The sequence below is a fragment of the Nitrosospira sp. NpAV genome (genome assembly GCF_000832065.1).
GTDB lineage: Bacteria > Pseudomonadota > Gammaproteobacteria > Burkholderiales > Nitrosomonadaceae > Nitrosospira.
This window is the reverse complement of record NZ_JXQM01000001.1, coordinates 356,626-374,910: the sequence shown is the minus strand read 5'-3', so window position 1 is coordinate 374,910 and position 18,285 is coordinate 356,626. Positions and strand designations below refer to the sequence as shown.

19 protein-coding genes, 1 tRNA gene and 1 pseudogene are annotated in these 18,285 nt (G+C 52.2%); 16 read left to right on the top strand and 5 right to left on the bottom strand.

Annotated elements, in window-relative coordinates:
* The first annotated feature begins 140 nt into the window (after positions 1 to 140).
* The 10 genes from glmM to SQ11_RS01560 all read left to right on the top strand — a co-directional run bounded on the left by glmM (position 141) and on the right by SQ11_RS01560 (position 10,819).
* Positions 141 to 1,502: a phosphoglucosamine mutase gene (glmM, locus tag SQ11_RS01605; protein WP_041512341.1), complete on the top strand. Its 1,362-nt coding sequence runs from the start codon at positions 141 to 143 to the stop codon at positions 1,500 to 1,502.
* 216 nt (positions 1,503 to 1,718) lie between these two features.
* Positions 1,719 to 2,723 carry a PstS family phosphate ABC transporter substrate-binding protein gene (locus SQ11_RS01600; RefSeq protein WP_041512340.1) on the top strand — a complete coding sequence of 335 codons (1,005 nt, stop codon included), beginning with the start codon at positions 1,719 to 1,721 and terminating at the stop codon, positions 2,721 to 2,723.
* Positions 2,724 to 3,163: 440 nt separating this feature from the next.
* Positions 3,164 to 5,080, top strand: a complete 1,917-nt coding sequence (thrS, locus tag SQ11_RS01595) for a threonine--tRNA ligase (protein ID WP_041512339.1) — start codon at positions 3,164 to 3,166, stop codon at positions 5,078 to 5,080.
* Positions 5,081 to 5,106: 26 nt separating this feature from the next.
* Entirely contained in the window at positions 5,107 to 5,718 is a 612-nt protein-coding gene (infC, locus tag SQ11_RS01590) for a translation initiation factor IF-3 (protein ID WP_084226679.1), read from the top strand.
* A gap of 168 nt (positions 5,719 to 5,886) precedes the next feature.
* The gene (gene rpmI / locus SQ11_RS01585; protein ID WP_041512338.1) at positions 5,887 to 6,084 is read left to right on the top strand and encodes a 50S ribosomal protein L35; all 198 of its coding nucleotides are present in this window, start codon (positions 5,887 to 5,889) and stop codon (positions 6,082 to 6,084) included.
* A gap of 12 nt (positions 6,085 to 6,096) precedes the next feature.
* Positions 6,097 to 6,456 carry a 50S ribosomal protein L20 gene (rplT, locus tag SQ11_RS01580; RefSeq protein ID WP_041512337.1) on the top strand — a complete coding sequence of 120 codons (360 nt, stop codon included), beginning with the start codon at positions 6,097 to 6,099 and terminating at the stop codon, positions 6,454 to 6,456.
* An 88-nt stretch (positions 6,457 to 6,544) separates the two neighbouring features.
* Complete coding sequence (pheS, locus tag SQ11_RS01575; RefSeq protein ID WP_041512336.1) at positions 6,545 to 7,591, top strand: phenylalanine--tRNA ligase subunit alpha; 1,047 nt, start codon at positions 6,545 to 6,547, stop codon at positions 7,589 to 7,591.
* A gap of 120 nt (positions 7,592 to 7,711) precedes the next feature.
* On the top strand, positions 7,712 to 10,096 hold the full coding sequence (gene pheT, locus SQ11_RS01570) for a phenylalanine--tRNA ligase subunit beta (protein ID WP_041512335.1): 2,385 nt from the start codon (positions 7,712 to 7,714) through the stop codon (positions 10,094 to 10,096).
* A gap of 56 nt (positions 10,097 to 10,152) precedes the next feature.
* Entirely contained in the window at positions 10,153 to 10,461 is a 309-nt protein-coding gene (locus SQ11_RS01565) for an integration host factor subunit alpha (protein ID WP_041512334.1), read from the top strand.
* Positions 10,439 to 10,819, top strand: coding sequence for a MerR family transcriptional regulator (locus tag SQ11_RS01560; RefSeq protein WP_041512333.1), 381 nt, complete (start codon positions 10,439 to 10,441; stop codon positions 10,817 to 10,819). The genes SQ11_RS01565 and SQ11_RS01560 overlap by 23 nt, the downstream gene beginning before the upstream one ends.
* A 125-nt stretch (positions 10,820 to 10,944) precedes the next feature.
* On the opposite strand, the gene SQ11_RS01555 is transcribed toward SQ11_RS01560, so the two are convergent.
* Entirely contained in the window at positions 10,945 to 11,520 is a 576-nt protein-coding gene (locus SQ11_RS01555; RefSeq protein WP_041512332.1) for a CNP1-like family protein, read from the bottom strand.
* Positions 11,521 to 11,709: 189 nt separating this feature from the next.
* Between SQ11_RS01555 and SQ11_RS01550 the strand changes: the two genes are divergently transcribed.
* The 6 genes from SQ11_RS01550 to SQ11_RS01525 all read left to right on the top strand — a co-directional run bounded on the left by SQ11_RS01550 (position 11,710) and on the right by SQ11_RS01525 (position 16,038).
* A tRNA-Pro gene (locus SQ11_RS01550) sits at positions 11,710 to 11,786 on the top strand.
* A gap of 84 nt (positions 11,787 to 11,870) precedes the next feature.
* The gene (gene surE / locus SQ11_RS01545; protein WP_041512331.1) at positions 11,871 to 12,617 is read left to right on the top strand and encodes a 5'/3'-nucleotidase SurE; all 747 of its coding nucleotides are present in this window, start codon (positions 11,871 to 11,873) and stop codon (positions 12,615 to 12,617) included.
* 60 nt (positions 12,618 to 12,677) lie between these two features.
* A complete protein-coding gene (locus SQ11_RS01540; RefSeq protein ID WP_041512330.1) occupies positions 12,678 to 13,340 on the top strand; it encodes a protein-L-isoaspartate(D-aspartate) O-methyltransferase in 663 nt (220 codons plus the stop codon).
* Between the two features lie 23 nt (positions 13,341 to 13,363).
* Positions 13,364 to 14,458: a peptidoglycan DD-metalloendopeptidase family protein gene (locus tag SQ11_RS01535; protein WP_232297849.1), complete on the top strand. Its 1,095-nt coding sequence runs from the start codon at positions 13,364 to 13,366 to the stop codon at positions 14,456 to 14,458.
* On the top strand, positions 14,455 to 15,414 hold the full coding sequence (rpoS, locus tag SQ11_RS01530; protein WP_041512329.1) for an RNA polymerase sigma factor RpoS: 960 nt from the start codon (positions 14,455 to 14,457) through the stop codon (positions 15,412 to 15,414). Before SQ11_RS01535 ends, rpoS begins: the two co-directional genes overlap by 4 nt.
* A gap of 198 nt (positions 15,415 to 15,612) precedes the next feature.
* The gene (locus SQ11_RS01525) at positions 15,613 to 16,038 is read left to right on the top strand and encodes a group III truncated hemoglobin (protein ID WP_041512501.1); all 426 of its coding nucleotides are present in this window, start codon (positions 15,613 to 15,615) and stop codon (positions 16,036 to 16,038) included.
* A gap of 87 nt (positions 16,039 to 16,125) precedes the next feature.
* Here SQ11_RS01525 and SQ11_RS01520 read toward each other — a convergent pair whose 3' ends face one another.
* The 4 genes and pseudogenes from SQ11_RS01520 to SQ11_RS01505 form a co-directional block, all read right to left on the bottom strand.
* Positions 16,126 to 16,533 (bottom strand): VOC family protein, encoded by a 408-nt coding sequence (locus SQ11_RS01520; protein WP_041512328.1) that lies wholly within the window; start codon positions 16,531 to 16,533, stop codon positions 16,126 to 16,128.
* 210 nt (positions 16,534 to 16,743) lie between these two features.
* Positions 16,744 to 17,126, bottom strand: a pseudogene (locus SQ11_RS01515) (DUF1579 domain-containing protein).
* A 103-nt stretch (positions 17,127 to 17,229) separates the two neighbouring features.
* Complete coding sequence (locus SQ11_RS01510) at positions 17,230 to 17,718, bottom strand: YciI family protein (RefSeq protein WP_198140769.1); 489 nt, start codon at positions 17,716 to 17,718, stop codon at positions 17,230 to 17,232.
* Between the two features lie 4 nt (positions 17,719 to 17,722).
* A complete protein-coding gene (locus tag SQ11_RS01505; RefSeq protein WP_041512327.1) occupies positions 17,723 to 18,199 on the bottom strand; it encodes a VOC family protein in 477 nt (158 codons plus the stop codon).
* Positions 18,200 to 18,285: the final 86 nt, after the last annotated feature.

The following is an 18,285-nucleotide window of genomic DNA, read 5'->3' as shown; positions in this document are numbered from 1 at the left end:
ACTGCTTTTTGCCGGTGGATTATCCCAATACTACGTTTTCCGTCGCTGCATGAAGAATCATGTGTTCGCACAGGAAGTAAAACAGCGAGGCGAGCGCTACTCGGACTTCTGTTTAATTCTGACCACTCAAGGAATTTTTTATGACCCGAAAATATTTTGGCACTGACGGGGTGCGCGGGCGTGTAGGGGAAATACCAATCACGCCAGAATTCGTTATGCATCTCGGCTACTCCGCAGGTAGAGTTCTGACATCCTCCGACTGGCACTTATCCAAGGGCGAGCGGCCGGCGGTACTGATCGGCAAAGACACTCGCATATCCGGATACATGCTGGAATCAGCGCTGCAAGCGGGATTATCCGCCGCTGGCGTCGACGTGCTATTGTCTGGACCTATTCCTACGCCAGCGGTAGCTTATCTTACCCGCGCGTTGCGATTGCAGGCGGGTATTGTCATTTCTGCTTCACATAATCCGTTCGAAGACAATGGCATAAAGTTCTTTTCCGCCGCGGGCAGCAAGCTGCCCGATGCCACTGAACACGAGATAGAGGCGGGATTAAATGCTCCCATCAAATCGATGCCTTCTGCGCAACTCGGTAAAGCGCGGCGTGTCGACGATGCAAGAGGGCGTTACATCGAGTTCTGCAAAAGTACCTTTCCAAATCATCTCGATCTGCGCGGCTTGCGTATCGTCATTGATTGCGCCCACGGGGCGGCTTATCAAATCGCCGGTCATGTGCTGCATGAGCTGGGTGCGGATGTTGTTGCCATCGGGGTGCACCCAGATGGCCTCAATATCAATCATGAATGCGGCGCCACTCATAGCGCCGCATTGCGGGAAGCTGTCAGGAGGCATCGGGCAGATATCGGTATTGCGCTCGATGGCGATGGTGATCGTGTAATCATGGTCGACAAAAAAGGCACGTTTTACGACGGTGACCGGTTGATTTACATTATTGCCCGGCACCGCCAGCGGAAAGGATTGCTCAAGGGCGGTGTGGCAGGGACTTTAATGACTAATCTTGCGGTCGAGAATGGTTTGAAGAAATTGGGTATTCCTTTTGCGCGCGCCAACGTGGGTGATCGTTATGTACTGGAGCTCATGCAAAAAGAAGGCTGGCAATTGGGGGGTGAGGGCTCCGGCCATATTATTTGCACCGACAAGCACACTACCGGAGACGGCATTATTTCCGCTCTGCAAGTATTATATGCGATACGTGATTCCGGCAAGGCCTTGTCCGAGCTTGCACGTGGTGTAACGCTTTATCCGCAACAGCTGATCAACGTCAAGGTTCCCAAAGGATTTGATTCGCGGGTTAGTGTCGCGATAAAAACGGCACAAGCGGAAGCTGAGCGGGATCTGGACGGCAGTGGCCGCGTGTTGCTACGCGCTTCAGGCACCGAGCCACTGATACGGGTAATGGTTGAAGGTGAATCCAAACAGAAAGTCGAGCATTGGGCGGAGAAAATAGCAGACGTTGTGCGCAGTGCCGCAGCGGATTAAAAATTGTATGGCAAATTACTATTAATAAACATGCGCCTCCGGAGTGCCGCGCGCAATTTTATAACCTGTATTTGCCTTGTGCCCAAGCCGCCGGCAGCGAACATCGGTGATGTCGCCAACGCCGATCCCAAGCAATAATGTCGCAAAACGGTAATATTGGTGACTTAGTATGGTCATATTACGGTACTGGTATCTGTCAATTAAACGGAGAATGAAATGTTAAAATTTCCTGCGGGAAAGGCCCTTGGAATCTCGGCTGTACTGGGTGTGTTAATCAGTGCTCCCGGTGTTGCGGGTGCCAACGGGGTTGTGAAAATAGACGGCTCCAGCACCGTTTATCCCATTACCGAGGCGGTGGCGGAAGATTTCCAAATAGCCAAGAAGGGAAAAATTAGAGTGACGGTCGGCATTTCGGGCACCGGTGGCGGCTTCAAGAAATTTTGCCGTGGTGAAATCGATATTGCCAATGCATCGCGCCCCATTCTGAAAAAAGAGATGGATGACTGCAAAGCAGCCGGTGTGCAATATGTTGAAATGCCAGTGGCGTATGATGCGTTGACAGTCGTGATAAACCCGAAAAACGATTGGAGCAAAGCCATCACGGTCGCAGAGTTAAAGACAATCTGGGAACCGGCCGCGCAGGGCAAAATCATGAAATGGAGCCAGGTAAATCCGGCATGGCCCAACGAGCCGATCAAACTCTTTGGGGCGGGCGCGGATTCTGGCACCTTCGACTACTTTACGGAAGCCATCGTTGGCAAGGCTAAATCGAGCCGTGGTGATTTCACCGCATCTGAGGACGACAACGTGTTGGTACAAGGCGTGGCAAGCGACAGGAATGCGCTCGGTTTTTTTGGTTTCGCTTACTATGTCGAAAATCAGAAGAAGGTTAAAGCAGTCGCTGTTGATGGCGGTAAAGGCGGTGTCCTTCCATCCGCCAAAACAGTGGAAGATGGGAGCTATCAGCCCTTGTCCCGCCCAATTTTTATTTACGTCAATGTCAAGGCGGCGGAGAAACCCGAAGTCAAGGAGTTTATCGAATTTTATATGAGTAATGCGATGGTGCTGGTTAAGGAAGTTAAATTCTTCCCGCTACCGGCCCAAGTTTATACTACCAATCTTGAACATCTCAGCAAAAAGAAGATTGGGACTGTATTTGGAGGCCAATCGGAAGTCGGTCTCAGGATCGAAGAGCTGCTCAAGCGTGAGGCCAGCTTTTAACTTCACATAAAACGATTATCCGGCGGGGCCCGGGCAATATTGCTTGGGTCTCGCTAACTTTTTTCCCCCTCGCCCCCTCCGGTTTACCAGAATCGGGCACTTTCCCTTTTGGAAATGTTTCGTGTTCTTAATCAACTTGGCAGGCTTCTCAATACCATTTGCTGTCGCAGTAAGGCTGCATCTGCTTATCGGAACATTCGGGATCGCTGTTTTTTTTTGCAATCAGCTAAGGAACCCCTCTCGGATCTTGTCCGGCCTGCTGCACTTGTCGCGATATTCGGGGGTCTCGATCAATCACCGATTGATGCATTGAGTTGTCGCTCAATGAGAGCTATGGGAGAATGCGGCTTGCGCAGCATAAGTCGTGCGGAAAATACTGGCCTTCCGCGAATTTTGAAAATATTTGATAGCTTGGGCTACCCTTACGAAAGGAAGAAGTTGTGACTGTCATTCGTCTGCCCGATGGTTCGGAACGCAGGTATGAGCAGCCGGTGACGGTGGGCGAAGTTGCGGCGTCGATAGGTGCGGGACTGGCTCGCGCCGCGTTGGCGGGAAAAGTAAATGGTAAATTGATAGACACATCCAGCCGTATCGAGACTGATAGCGATCTGGCTATTGTTACCGAGAAAGATCCGGAAGGATTGGAAATCATTCGCCACTCGAGTGCCCATCTGCTGGCACATGCGGTGAAAGAATTATTTCCGGATGCCCAGGTCACCATAGGCCCGGTGATCGAAGATGGCTTTTATTACGATTTTTCCTACAAGCGTCCGTTTACGCCTGAAGATCTGATAGCGATCGAGAAGCGCATGACGGAAATCAGCGCGCGTAATCTGAAAGTAGAGCGCAAAGTGTGGGAGCGCTCCGAGGCCATTAATTTTTTCAAAAATCAGGGCGAGCATTACAAGGCGCAGATTATCGAGGCTATTCCCGGAGATGAGGATGTTTCACTCTATTCCCAGGGAAACTTCACCGATTTATGCCGCGGACCCCATGTACCAACGACTTCCAGGCTCAAGGTATTCAAGTTGATGAAGTTGGCGGGCGCTTATTGGCGTGGCGATTCGCACAATGAAATGCTGCAGCGGATTTACGGCACTGCCTGGACGAGGAAAGAGGATCAGGACGCCTATCTACGCCGTCTCGAAGAGGCGGAAAAACGCGATCATCGTAAACTCGGCAAGCAACTGGATTTATTTCACATTCAGGAAGAAGCCCCGGGTATGGTGTTCTGGCATCCCAAAGGCTGGGTCATCTGGCAACAGGTAGAGCAGTACATGCGCCAAATATTTCGCGATAATGACTACCTGGAAATCCGTACGCCAGCGGTACTGGACAAAGGCCTGTGGGAGCGTTCCGGCCACTGGGAGAATTTTCGCGAGAACATGTTCATCACACATTCGGAAGAACGGGCCTTTGCCGTCAAGCCAATGAACTGTCCCGGTCACGTCCAGGTATTCAAACAGGGATTAAAAAGTTATCGTGACTTGCCTTTGCGGCTGGCGGAATTTGGTTCGTGTCATCGGAACGAACCGTCGGGTGCGCTGCATGGTATCATGCGGGTACGCGCATTTACCCAGGACGACGCACACATTTTTTGTGCCGAATCCCAGGTACAGGATGAGGCCGTACGATTTATCGACCTGTTGCAAAAAGTTTATACTGATTTCGGATTTAACGAGATCCTGGTAAAACTTTCAACCCGCCCGCCAAAGCGCGTCGGTTCGGAAGAACAATGGGATAAGGCGGAAGCCGCCCTGCGGTCGGCAATGAGCCATAAAAAGCTTGATTGGGATTTGCAGCCCGGGGAAGGCGCCTTCTATGGGCCAAAGATTGAATTCTCCCTCAAGGATAGCATCGGCCGTGTGTGGCAGTGCGGTACCCTGCAACTGGATTTTTCCATGCCGGAGCGTTTAGGGGCTGAATATGTGGCTGAGGATAATTCCCGCCGCGTACCGGTAATGCTCCACCGGGCAATTCTCGGATCGCTGGAACGCTTCATCGGCATTATCATCGAAAACCATGCGGGAGCCCTTCCCTTATGGCTGTCGCCGGATCAGGCGGTGGTGTTGAATATCTCCGAGGGACAAGCGGATTACGCCCGGAAAGTGGCCGATGAGCTCAAGTACAATGGCATCCGTGCATATGCGGACTTGAGAAATGAGAAAATAACTTATAAAATACGGGAGCATAGTTTACGAAAACTGCCCTACCAGATTATAGTAGGCGACAAGGAAGTGGCAGCGGAAATGGTTGCCGTGCGAACCCGCGAGGGCTCGAATCTCGGCCAAATGTCTTTGCAGGCGTTGATTGAACGGCTGAAAGTAGAAGCATCTATAAGGGCCGGTGCGGCTTGATTTATTAACAGACTTGGGGAACTACTATAGTTCAAGAAAAAGCAGCGCGTATCAATCTGGAGATTAGTGCGCCGGAAGTGCGCTTGATTGGGGTAGAAGGAGAGCAGATAGGCGTAGTCTCTCTGGCGGTCGCCAATAGTTTGGCGGAGGAAGCCGAGGTGGATCTGGTCGAAATTGCGCCTACTGCCCAGCCACCGGTGTGCCGCTTGATGGATTATGGCAAGTTTCGTTATCAGGAGAGCAAGAAAAAGCACGAAGCCAAGCTCAAACAGAAACAGATCCAGATCAAGGAAGTCAAGTTCCGGCCCAACACCGATGAGGGCGATTACAATATCAAGCTGCGTAATTTGATCAGCTTCCTGGAAGAAGGTGACAAGGCCAAAATTACCTTACGTTTTCGCGGCCGTGAGATGGCACATCAGGAATTCGGTGTGCGCTTGCTGGAGCGGGTAAGGGGGGATCTGGAGCCGCATGCGGTGGTGGAGCAGTTTCCCAGAATGGAAGGGCGGCAGATGGTAATGGTGTTGTCTCCCCGGAAGAAGGAAATAAAGACCATCAAGCCGAAGGAAGTCAAGCCGAAAGCAATAGCCACCAATGATGCCGCGCCCATAATAGATTCGGATCCAGCGTCACCGTAGCGGTGACGCCGGGGACGTGGAAATGACGCAAGGCAAGTATGTCGAGCCCTGCGGCGATAGCAGCGAACCAGGCACAGGTAATGTGCCTGTAAAAAACAAGTGATGTCCAGGTCTTAAAAGTGTTCCAGCAGGAATCACCTGGTGTCATATTAATACAGGAGTCATGTCATGCCAAAGATGAAAACCAAAAGCGGGGCGGCGAAACGCTTTAAAGTGCGGGCTGGTGGCAGCGTCAAGCGTTCACAGGCATTCAAGCGCCATATACTTACCAAGAAAACCACGAAGAGCAAGCGCCAATTACGCGGTACTGCCGGCGTTCATTGCAGCGATGTGGCGTCCGTGCGCGCCATGATGCCCTACGCTTAAGGAGAGACTGCCATGCCAAGAGTAAAACGTGGTGTAACGGCTCATGCCCGTCATAAGAAAGTGCTGGACCTGGCGAAAGGTTATCGCGGGCGCCGCAAAAATGTCTATCGCATTGCGAAGGAAGCAGTGATGAAAGCGGGGCAGTATGCATACCGTGATCGCCGCCAGAAGAAGCGCGAGTTTCGTGCCTTGTGGATCGCTCGTATCAATGCTGCTGCGCGCGAATGCGGCTTGTCCTACAGCGTATTCATGAACGGTTTAAGGAAAGCCGCGATTGAAGTGGATCGCAAAGTGCTGGCTGATATTGCCGTATTTGATAAGCCGGCTTTCGTGAAAATAGTTGAACAAGCCAAGGCCGGCCTGGCCATATAGCCGGTAGCAGCGAGAACCGCGAGGAGGCTAAAGGCAGAACGCCTTGCCTCCTTTTTTCTTGTATAGACCGAATCCCTATTGCGTTCTCATGAATAATCTCGACTCCCTTCTTGACGAAGCCATCAGTCTGTTCAATGGCATAGACGATGCCGTTGAACTGGAGCAGGCCAAGGCATGCTATCTTGGCCGCAACGGCAGGCTGACCGAATTGCTGAAGGGATTGGGCAAGCTGTCGCCGGAAGAGCGGCCTGCGATGGGTAGCCGTATCAACCAGGCAAAAGAAACGATGGAAGCCACGCTTAAGCTGCGTCGTGATGCGATACAGGAAAAAAAGATGGAGGCGCAGCTGATCGGCGAGGCATTGGATGTGACCCTGCCCGGACGTGGCGTAGGAATGGGCGGTCTGCATCCGGTAACGCTTACGCTGGAACGCATCCAGTCATTGTTTCGTTCGATTGGTTTTGCCGTGGCGTCAGGCCCCGAGATCGAAACCGACTTCTACAATTTCACCGCCCTTAACATTCCCGAAAATCATCCGGCGCGGGCGATGCATGACACCTTCTACGTCGACGCTGGGAATGGCGGGAATGATGATGTGCCTAATGGGCATTTGCTGCGCACACATACCTCGCCGGTACAGATACGCTATATGCAAAGCAACCAGCCGCCCCTGAAGGTAATCGCGCCAGGGCGGGTATACCGGTGCGATTCGGATCTGACGCATACGCCCATGTTTCATCAGGTAGAGGGTTTATGGGTGGATGAAAACGCCAATTTCGCGGCGCTTAAGGGTGTACTGGCGGACTTCATGCAACACTTTTTCGAGCGTGACGATTTGCCGGTGCGCTTCCGTGCTTCTTTCTTCCCGTTTACCGAGCCGTCCGCCGAAATGGATATCGGCTGTGTGATGTGCCGCGATGGCTGCCGCGTATGCAGCTATACAGGCTGGCTGGAAGTTTTGGGTTGCGGCATGGTACATCCCAATGTTTTTAAGCATGTCGGTATAGACAGCGAGAAATATATCGGTTTTGCTTTCGGTATGGGGGTGGAGCGGCTGGCGATGCTGAGGTATGGCGTCAGCGATTTGCGTCTATTTTTTGAAAATGACTTACGATTTCTTAAGCAGTTTAATTAGAGCGCCGACCATCTCAGTCAATCGTTTTTACCAACTCAATTCCCGATTTCCAGTTAATCGGCTGACAGTGTAATCAACCGGTTCTTAAAAAATCGTTTTTTCGTAGTAAACCACGCGCTCATGAAATTTTCTGAAAATTGGCTTCGTACTTTTGTTGATCCGCCACTATCCACCCGCGATCTTGCCCATGCCTTGACCATGGCGGGTCTGGAAGTGGAAGCCATCGAACCAGCCGCCCCGGCTTTCAGCAACGTGGTGGTGGCCGAGATTCTATCGATGGAAAAACATCCGGACGCCGATCACCTCAATATTTGTCAAGTAAACGCCGGCCCAAGCGCGAATAATGAGCCGCTACAAATCGTCTGTGGTGCGATGAATGTTCGCGCCGGCATAAAAGTGCCATGTGCATTGGCCGGCGCACAATTGGCTGGGGTCGTCATCAAGCAGACGAAAATACGCGGAGTCGAGTCCTTCGGTATGTTGTGCTCAGCCAGGGAGCTCGGTTTGGAAGAAACCGAGGCGGGCTTATTGCTGCTTCCTGGCGACGCGCCAACGGGGGTGGACTTCCGCGATTATTACGAACTTGATGACACGCTTGTTACACTCAAACTGACACCCAATCGTGCCGATTGCCTGGGACTATCCGGAATAGCGCGGGAGGTGGCTGCGATTACTTCCGAAATGCTTAATCCGCTTGAAATCAAACCGGTTCAGCATCGGATTGAAGAAAGTCTGGCGGTATACGTGGACGCGCCGGATGCCTGCCCGCTTTATTGTGGCAGAGTAGTTCGTGAAATATCTCTCGACGTTCCCACGCCGCAATGGATGATTCGCCGCTTGGAGCGCAGCGGGATACGCACGATCAACGCAGTGGTGGACGTGACCAACTATGTCATGCTGGAAACCGGTCAGCCGCTTCATGCTTTCGATCTGACCATGATTGCGGGCAACCATACGAGTGCAGGTGCGATCCATGTGCGCTATGCCAGATCCGGCGAAATACTTCAGTTGCTGAATGGCGAAGATCTTGTTTTGCAGACCGACATGCTGGTGATCGCTGATGAGACCAAGCCGCTCGCGCTTGCGGGTATCATGGGCGGGAGTGAAAGCGGTGTGCAGCAAGGCACAACCAGCTTATTTCTGGAAGGCGCATTTTTCAGTCCGGAAGCAATCGCCGGTAAATCCTTCCGCCTGGGCTTCAGTTCCGATTCGGCACACCGTTTTGAGCGCGGTGTGGATTTCGCTGCCACGCGCAATGCGATGGAACGCGCCACAAGTCTGATGCTCGATATTTGCGGCGGCAGGGCGGGTCCGATTACTGAAGTCCGGGGTAAATTGCCGCCACGCAATCCGATTGATCTGCGATTGGAACGATTGCGAAGGGTGCTGGGCATAACACTCGATGAGGCCACGGCTGCGGCGCTATTGCGGCGCCTGCAATTCAATTTTTCTACTGGAGCCGGTGTGTTTCGTGTCATGCCACCGACTTACCGTTTCGATCTTGCCATAGAAGAAGATCTGATTGAAGAATTGGCGCGAATTTATGGATACAACCGCATTCCAGCGGCATTCCCCCATGCAAAGCTGGGCATGCTGCCCGCGCCAGAGACAGTACACGCACCGTCCCAGTTGCGGCAGATCCTGATGGGACGAGACTACCAGGAAGTCATCAACTATGCTTTCGTGGATGCCTCGTGGGAATTGGAGCTGGCCGGGCAGAAAACGCCGGTAGCGTTGAAAAACCCCCTATCCAGTCAATTGGGGGTGATGCGCAGCAGCCTGCTTGGCGGTCTTATATCGAACCTGCAATTCAATCTTAACCGCAAGCAGAGCCGAGTGCGGCTGTTCGAAATCGGATGTTGTTTCGTGAGCAAAGGCGAGACTTATGCGCAGCCGGAGAAACTGGCTGGACTCTGCTATGGGGACGCTGTGGCTGAGCAATGGGGCATGTCCGCACGCAGGGCGGATTTTTATGATGCAAAGGCAGATGTCGAAGCGCTGTTTTGGCCTGCCCTACTTCATTTTGAGGTGGCTTCTCATCCTACGCTACACCCCGGTAAATCGGCCAGAATCCGTTTGGGTGAAAGAACCGCCGGCTATCTGGGAGAACTTCATCCCCGCTGGCAGCAGAAGCTTGGTTTGCCCGATTCCCCAGTGCTGTTCGAATTGGATCTAGAGATACTGCAGACACGAAAGCTGCCGATGGCTGCGGAGATAGCAAAATTTCCGCTGATAAGACGCGATATCGCCGTGGTGGTGGCGGAAGATATTACCGTTCAGGCGATGCTGAATGGTATGCAAGCGGAAAAATCACCCGTGATTTTGGAAATTTCCCTGTTCGATGTGTATCGTGGCAAGGGGATGGAAAATGGCAAAAAAAGTCTTGCATTCCGGGTGTTATTACAAGATACTCAAAAGACATTGACTGACGCGGAAGTAGACTTGGTTATGACAAAATTGATAAATATTCTGGAAAATCAGTTTGGCGCCAGACTGCGTAATTGAAAACGGATGGCTGATTTTGCCGCATCGAAAACGTAAATAAACAGATGAGGGAGAGTATGACCTTAACAAAGGCTGAGCTGGCGGATTTGCTGTTTGAGAAAGTTGGGTTCAACAAGCGCGAGGCGAAGGATATGGTGGAATCGTTCTACGAAGAAGTTCGCGCCGCGCTGCAGAATGGAGACGCTGTGAAACTTTCAGGTTTCGGCAATTTCCAATTGCGCGACAAACGGCAGCGTCCCGGCCGCAATCCCAAGACCGGCGAAGAAATACCGATTACCGCCCGGCGTGTGGTGACTTTCCACGCCAGCCAGAAACTGAAGGCAATGGTTGAAAAAAATCAGCATGGAAAACACAATCCCCAGTAGCGCTTTGATGCCTATTCCGGCGAAGCGTTACTTCACCATCGGCGAGGTTAGCGAGTTGTGTGCCGTCAAGCCGCATGTGTTACGTTATTGGGAGCAGGAATTCGCACAATTGAAGCCTGTCAAACGACGGGGCAACCGTCGTTACTATCAGCACCACGAAGTGCTGCTGGTTCGCCGTATTCGGGAATTACTTTACGAGCACGGCTTTACCATCCACGGCGCTCGCGGTCGCCTGGGACAAAGCATGATCGAGGAGGCATCTGCTAATATCCCCGTCGCCGCGGCTTTTCGCCCGGCCATCGATTTGACGTTGTTGCGAGGCGAGATCGAAAGTGTTGTGTCATTGCTTCGCTCTTAAGGAATCCTTGAATAAATCCTTCTTGACTTTGCACCCATTCACTTTTTAGTTTCGATTCTTTAAGTCCAGATCGTGCGTGACATGGGACCGCCTGTCACGAGGACCTCCTCAGCGCTATACCTTGGCTACTGAATCACGCGTGGATGGCTGCCTCTCTTCAGCGCCTGAATAGCTTCTTCTTCATTTCTTACCATAACATTAGCCGGGCAGAAGAAATATCTGGAAAGCGCTCGTTGAGCATAGTGCTGAGATACATCTTCGAGTTCTTCCCATTTTGATATCCGTGCCCGTGCCCAGGTCCTGTCGTCCCGGCCAATTGCATAGAGCCTTTTCTCTGTGACCTGAAATTTCAATATGAGTATTTCCGCTCTCACACTCTCTCTTGCACCATCGGTCGCACATCGCATACCCTCGTAGCTTATGTTCATCGCTCCTTCGGGTGATTTGATCACCAGAGTGTAGCGCACTATGCCGTCCTCCCCCACCACGATCGAGGGAGCATCAATGTAATGAAGATTATCGCTGGCAGGGCCGGCGTCAAATGGCAGCAGATTTCCCGCTTTAGGATAAGCAGGTAATTGTACCTGTAGTTCAGCCCAGGATTTACCACCATCAAATTCACGATCGAATCCCTCCAGCGCCTTCCGAGGAGCGCACGCTGCGAGGGTCAGGAAGCATAGCAACAACAGAATTTTTCTCATAATGAAAAATCCGTAGTGTCCGATTAACTTGGGAGTTCGTTTGCCAAAGCTCGGCATTGGTACAGATTGCAGAACAATATTTATTCGGCGATTCCTCGACTTGTTCTGCTCATTATTTCATAACAATCGCCCCCATTGGCATCAATAGAGGTTCCTCACTTCCAGGCTTGTTTGCTATAATTTAAGCTTCGGGGCGTAGCGCAGCCTGGTAGCGTACTTGCATGGGGTGCAAGTGGTCGGAGGTTCAAATCCTCTCGCCCCGACCAATCAGATCCGCAAGTCGATTGATTTTTTAAGCGTATGCTTGCCCCTGATAAGTCACGCAATCACCTGGGTACTATTCGAATCGAATGCGCATATTGCTCAGCAACGACGACGGGTATTTTGCGCCAGGCCTTGCCTGTCTTGCGGAAGCGCTTTCCGTTGTTGCGGATATCATCGTGGTTGCACCGGAGCGCGACCGCAGCGGCGCTAGTAATTCGCTCACGCTGGACCGTCCGCTCCACCTGCGCAAATCCCATAATGGCTTTTACTATGTAAATGGCACTCCCACGGATTGCGTGCATCTGGCGGTTACGGGCATGCTGGACACATTGCCCGACATGGTTGTATCCGGTATCAATGATGGCGCCAACATGGGTGACGACACGGTTTATTCCGGAACCGTAGCCGCCGCCACCGAAGGTTTTTTGCTGGGTGTCCCCTCTCTCGCCATTTCCCTCGCCAGTTTATCCGCTGGAAATTTTGCCACCGCCGCACGTATTGCAACAGAGATGGTGCAACGTTTTGAAGGTGATAAACTCCACGGGCCGGTATTGCTCAATGTCAATGTGCCGGATGTTCCCTATGATGAGTTGCAAGGCATAGAGGTGACCCGGCTTGGCCGCCGCCACAAGGCTGAAGCGGTAGTCAAATCGCAAAGCCCGCGGGGCGAAACAGTTTACTGGGTGGGTGCCGCAGGCCCCGCCCAAGATGCCGGGGAGGGAACAGACTTTCTTGCGATTGAGCGTAACCGGGTGTCGGTAACACCGTTACAAATCGACCTGACCCGATATGGACAGTTGGATGCGGTAAAACAGTGGCTGAAGTTGCAGTAAAGCTTTTTACGTTGTGTTCCATGATGACAAACCCTCTGTTCAAGTCCAAGGTACTTTAGTTTGAACATTCATCATTCCGGAATTGGCATGACTTCTCAGCGTACCCGTGTGCGCATGATCGAGCGTCTGCGCAAGCAAGGCATCGTCGATGAAGTGGTTCTGGGGGCGATGAACGCCATTCCCCGTCACATTTTTATTGAAGAAGTCCTGGCCAGCCGCGCTTATGATGATATCGCCCTGCCGATCAATTTCGGACAGACTATTTCCAGTCCGTTTATTGTGGCGCGTATGAGCGAGCTGCTACGCGCAGGTTCCGGTCTTGGCAAAGTATTGGAAATCGGCTCGGGCTGCGGCTATCAGACGGCCATACTGGCACAGCTGGCACGCGAAATTTATTCGGTCGAACGCATCGGACCGTTGTTGACCCGTGCCCGTGTCCGGCTGCGGGAGCTGCGTCTCAACAACGTTCGCCTGAAGCATGCCGATGGTCTGCTAGGACTGCCGGAGGTCGCCCCGTTTGATGGCATTATTCTTACTGCCGCAACCATGCAGATTCCTTCGTCATTGCTCGGGCAATTAGCGGTGGGCGGTAGAATGGTTTTTCCTAAAGGAAGTCAGGAACAATTTCTGTGCGTTATCGAACATAATTCGCAGGGTTACACTGAGACAATACTGGATGAGGTCAAGTTCGTACCGATGCTGCCGGGTATCTTGAAAGGTTAAGCAGGCAAAACAAGAGATAAGGAATGACAAGTAAAGGAATCGAGCAGCATTTTTCGAACAATGGCGAACCTCCTCTGGCAATTATCATGAGCTCCAGGCTTACATTCCCTCCAAGAAGTTTCTTTTCTTCAGTATGTTATGGATTTCCTTTCATTCTTTTACTGTTGATTTCAGGTTGTGAGTCGACCCCGCATCGGGCGCCGGTGGTCGAAAGCGCGGCGGTGGAGTCTCAGGAAATCAAAGCGGGTACGGAGACGGAAGCAGCCAGTCAGCGCCCCGAATTCTATACGGTACAAAAGGGGGATACGTTATACAGCATTGCGCGCAGCCGTGGCATCGATCAAAAGGATTTAGCGGAGTGGAATAACATTCAGGATCCTGGCGCCATCCACATCGGTCAACAACTCACGTTATCTTCGCCATCCCGCCCATCGCAACCCTCCCTGTTTGCTATTCCCCAGCCAATGGCGCCGCCATCGTCGCCCGCGGCGGCAGCTCCCAATACCGTCCCATCACTCGACGAAAAGCCGGGGATTAATACCGATAAGCTTAAAGTCGAACCCAAGGCATTCAAGCTGCCATATTCAGACCAAGCCGTAGCGCAGCTGAAGGGGGGGGTGGCGATTGTCCCGCCTATCGTTGTGGCAAAAGCTGTGCCGATGACTGAAAGAAATGCGGGTAGCGAAATCAGTCCGGTAGCACCCGTGGCACCCGTAGCACCCGCGATGGAAGCTATCGATGAGGTCGACCGTGTGGAATGGATCTGGCCGACCAAAGGCAAGGTACTCGACGGATTTTCGGAAAGCACCAAAGGTATCGATATCGCGGGCAAGTCCGGACAGCCGGTAACGGCATCCGCCGGGGGCAAGGTGGTATATAGCGGGGCGGGATTGCGCGGCTATGGCAAGCTCATTATCATCAAACATAATAATACCTATCTTAGCGCCTATGCCCACAACGACAAGATTCTGGTGAAAGAAGGGCAAACAGTAGCAAAAGGACAGAAAATCGCGGAAATGGGAAATACCGATACCACCGCGGTCAAACTCCACTTCGAAATTCGCAAGAATGGAAAACCGGTGGATCCGCTGAAATATTTACCAGAGTTATCCGGATGAGCCAGCGCGACTATTCCGACGATGACGAGCCATACGACACGATTCCGGTGGAACCGGATGAGGTAACGCCTGACGTTGCCACGGAAAAAATCTCCAATGCTGGAAACGAAACTCTCAGCGATGTCCTGCTGACTGACGTCACCCAAATTTATTTCAACGAAATTGGCCACAATGCCCTCTTGAACGCGCGGGAGGAGGCGGTGCTGACACGTCGGGTCCGGCAAAATGATTTTGACGCGCGTCAGAAAATGATCGAGTGCAACCTGCGGTTGGTGGTGAATATTGCCAAACACTATACCAACCATGGTGTTGCGCTATTGGATCTGATTGAAGAAGGCAATATGGGGATGATGCACGCGCTGGATAAATTTGACCCGGAACGCGGCTTTCGTTTCTCAACTTATGCCACGTGGTGGATACGCCAGAATATTGAGCGTTGCATTATGAACCAGTCTCGCACGATTCGGCTGCCGGTGCATGTCATCAAGGATTTGAATATCATTCTGCAAGCATCCCGCCATCTCGAGGCGCATACCGGCAAGGACCCGAAACCGGAAGATGTCGCGTATCTGCTGGGGCGTCCGGTAAAGGAAGTGCAGCGGATGTTGTCCTTGAACGCGAGCATGATGTCGCTGGATGCGCCGCTCGATGTCGACCCGTTGTTGTCCATTGGCGATGTCATGGCGGATGATAACACTCCCGGCCCCGATCTCATGCTGGAACAGTCTGAAATCAAGGATCGCTTGCGGGAATGGCTGGGCCGCCTGAACGACAAACAACGCTATATCATCGAGCAGCGTTACGGGCTCAACGGCAATGAAATCCAAACATTGGAGCAGCTGGCGAAACATCTCGATCTTACCCGCGAGCGTGTGCGGCAGATTCAACTGGAAGCGCTGCAAACATTGCGCGTGATGCTGAGGGGTGATGGCGTATCAAGGGATGGGGTATTTTAGGGGAGCCTTAAACCGGCCTCCAATTCGCCTGGGACGCTTGCTTAAAAATAACTTGTGACATTTTTTTATGTTTAAAGTACAATGCTATCATTGTTCATGTAATATCCTAATATCGATCCGATCCGTGGATCAGGCTCTTTTGACCAACAACCGCATCCGCTGACAGCGGTGAATCTTGTCTTTAAATCGACTATGAATATGTCACAACCCGAGTTTTTAGCACCTCATCCCGATCTTTGTACCGAGGAGGAGATTTCTTGGCTGGTCCACGCCTTTTATACAAGGGCCAGAAAAGATCCGTTGCTGGGTCCGATCTTTGAAGGGCATGTTACCGACTGGGACGCGCATTTCGTACAGATGATCAATTTCTGGTCAATGAAACTGCGCGGAACCAACCGTTTCCGGGGCGCGCCCATGCCCAAGCATGTAGCTCTGCCGGGACTTTCTGCCGAATTGTTCGAACGATGGCTGCAACTTTTCCGCCAAACTACGAGCGAGATGGAAAACCCGGTCTTGCAGTTCAACGCGGATACGCTGGCACTGCACATCGGCGGCAGATTATGGTTAAGATATCAAATGGAGCGCTATCCGGATAAGCAACTGGTGGATCTTTACGGAGCGTAATTGCCCGCCGCCAGCGGCGTCTTGAAATATAACGAAGCGGCGTTGCGAGCGAGCAGAAGAACCCATGTGAGCACCAAGCAGCGGGCCTTAGCCTTGGTCTGCTGCGTTCGGTTCCATGTAGATTAGTTCCCAAAGATGTCCGTCCAGATCCTCGAAGCCATGCTGATACATAAAGCCATAGTCGCCCGCGTCCATGGGAGCGGCTCCGCCAGCGGCGACGGCTTTGCGAACCATGTCGTCGACTTCCTTCCGGTTCTCGCAGGTCAAGCAAACGAGAACCTCCGTGCTTTTCGTGGCATCACAAATTTCCTTGAGAGTAAAAGTCTCAAATTTTTCCCGAGTCAGTAACATGACGAATATGTCCTCGCTTACGATCATGCAAGTGGCGGTTTCGTCGGTAAACTCGGGATTGAAAGTGAAGCCCAGCTTGGTAAAAAATGCGACAGACTTTTTGAGGTTTCTTACGGGGAGATTCACGAAAATTTTGGTGGCCATGGGTTTCCTTTCGAAAAATTCATTGCACGATAAATATCCGCCAGCACGGCGTTAACAACATGCCGGCGCTCAAGCGGCAAGCGCCGATTGTCGTGCCAAGCCGGTATTATGCCCCAATCAGGCGTGGCGTCTTGCCACTCGTTCGACTCCGCCATCTTGATAGGCCTTTCTGGCCTTCGACGGTCCGATCAAGGCGTTGCGCTTGGGCCGTTATGTCTTTCGCCGGTAGTTTGCCGTCATGATTTGACGCCACTTGCCGTCATCGCCCAGCATATGTGACGTCAGCACCCGGTGGTCGGGGCTCTTTATCTCGATTACATCCTTGTATTTTGCCAGTTTTCCCTCTTCCGTGAAGGTTGGGCCCTCGGTATTGAGCGTCAGCACTTTTTTTTCCGCGTCCAGCGAGCCGGCATAAACCCACAGGTGGGTCATCATCGATCCCAGCCAGGTTCCCTGGTATTGTTTCTTCTGTGGATCATAGCCAAGCGTCATCAACGTTGCCGCCATGCCGCCGTCGGACATTCGCTTTCATAGGTCCATTCACCTACAAGCTGATGCAGCCACTCATGCTCTTTCTGCGGTTCTACCTTCATGGTCATCTCCTATGGGTTAGTCATTTATCAATACTTCTACGGGATCGATGTGGCAGCCAGGGTTTTTTCTGATTAACGTTTGGTAATTTTGCCCGCCGCGGAGCTAACCAGCCGGCAGACCGGCGATCTCGATCACCGGCCGGATCTCGACGGTACCCTTGCGTGCCATGGGAATTCGCGTGGCGACGCCGATCGCCTCGTCCAGATCCCTGGCGTCGATCAGGAAGTAACCGCCCAGTTGTTCACGTGTCTCGGCGAATGGACCGTCCGTCACGAGCCGTTTGCCTTCGCGCATCCGCACGCTGGTTGCCGAAGCGGTTGGGTACAAGGGATTGGCGGCCAGATACTGTCCCTTCGATTTGATCTCTTGTGCGAGTTGAGTGGATTCCACGTAGCATGCTTCCCGTTCGGACTCGTTCAATGCAGTTTCATCACCATAAATCAGCAACATGTATTTCATGCTTACCTCCGTAGTAACGCTGCCCGGTTCGGCGGCGCGAAAGCGTGGAAATTTACAATAGTCGGGGAACTCCCGCTTGAGCGAAAGGGCAGATTGCCTATAACGTCCATCCGCTTCCCTTGGCTGTGCCATCGGCTTACGCCTTATCTGCCGCGCAGTGTGCCTCCATCCTGCTTTGGAACTCACTCGGATTAACATCTTCAATGTGCGTGGCGATGAGCCATTGATGGCCAAAAGGATCGACGACTTTGCCCATGCGATCTCCCCAGAATTGATTTGCGAGAGGCATCGTTTCCTTGGCTCCTGCCTTGATTGCATCCGAAAAAGTGGCGTCGGCATCGGCAACATAGAGATGGAGGGCTACCGGACTGCCTCCCAGCTTTTCAGGGGAAGCGATGCCCCATTCCGGGTTTTCATCCGAGATCATGAACATTGAATCGCCAATTTTGAATTCACCATGGGCTATTTTTCCATCTGGCATGTTCAGGCGGAATAACTCGGTGGCGCCAAAGGCTTTTTTATAGAATTCAATTGCATCGGACGCTCCCCGGACCGTCAGGTATGCGGTAAGCGTGTGGTAACCCTCCGGGATGGGTTTGATTTTTGTAGCCATGATCATTCTCCTTTAAAGGTTGAGTGTTCAAATTCCAACTGGAAGTTCAAGCTTATTTGTACTTTACCTGCACCATATAGCCGAAC